Below are 748 nucleotides of genomic sequence, written 5' to 3'. Positions count from 1 at the left end.
AAAAGCGCCTGCTGTTTGCCTGCGCGGGGCGTGACCACGAAACACTGGCAGCGTTCGCTCAAGACCTCACGGCCCATGGCGGCGATCCCGCCGCCATTGAGCACGCCTGCATGGACATGAGTGGGGCGTACCTCAAGGGGGTGACGGCCAGCTTGCCCAAAGCGCAGATCAGCTACGACCGCTTCCATGTGATCGCCCTGGCCAACGCGGCGATGCACGAGGTGCGGCGCAGCGAGATGCGCACCGATGCGCCGGCAGTCAGTCGCGCCTTGGGCACCACGGATCGCAAGGTGCTCAAGAGCTTGATGTGGGGCATGCGCAAGAACCCATCGGCCTGGAGCGACAAGCAGACCCAAGCCATGCACTGGCTGCAGCATGCCCACTTGCGCAGCGCGCGGGCATGGCGGCTCAAGCAGGCGCTGCGCGATGTCTACGCGCAGGCTGTGCGCAGCAACGATGCGAGCCAGGCCGAGGGCCTGCTCAAAGGCTGGCTGTCATGGGCCAAGCGATCTCGCCTGGAGCCCTTCAAGCGGCTGGCTGCCACCCTCACCGAGCGGCTGCATGGCGTGGTACGCGGCATGCTCGATGGGCGATCAAACGCCTATGTGGAGGCCATGAACGGCTTGCTGCAGCAGACCAAGACGGCAGCACGCGGCTTCAGGACTGTGCGCAACTTCATCGCCATCGCCTACCTGCGCATGGCCAAGCTCAAGGATCTGCCGACCAACCCCTTTGCTCCTGCTGCCCC

General features: G+C 65.4%; 1 protein-coding gene. It reads left to right on the top strand.

The window, feature by feature from the left end:
- On the top strand, positions 1-748 hold a 748-nt coding region (locus tag AVHM3334_RS23745; protein ID WP_284415885.1), incomplete at both ends, for a transposase.

Source organism: Acidovorax sp. SUPP3334 (assembly GCF_030159055.1).
In the GTDB taxonomy this organism is placed as follows: Bacteria; Pseudomonadota; Gammaproteobacteria; order Burkholderiales; family Burkholderiaceae_C; genus Paracidovorax.
The sequence above is the reverse complement of the archived record's forward strand: the minus strand, read 5'-3'. Positions and strand labels throughout refer to the sequence as shown.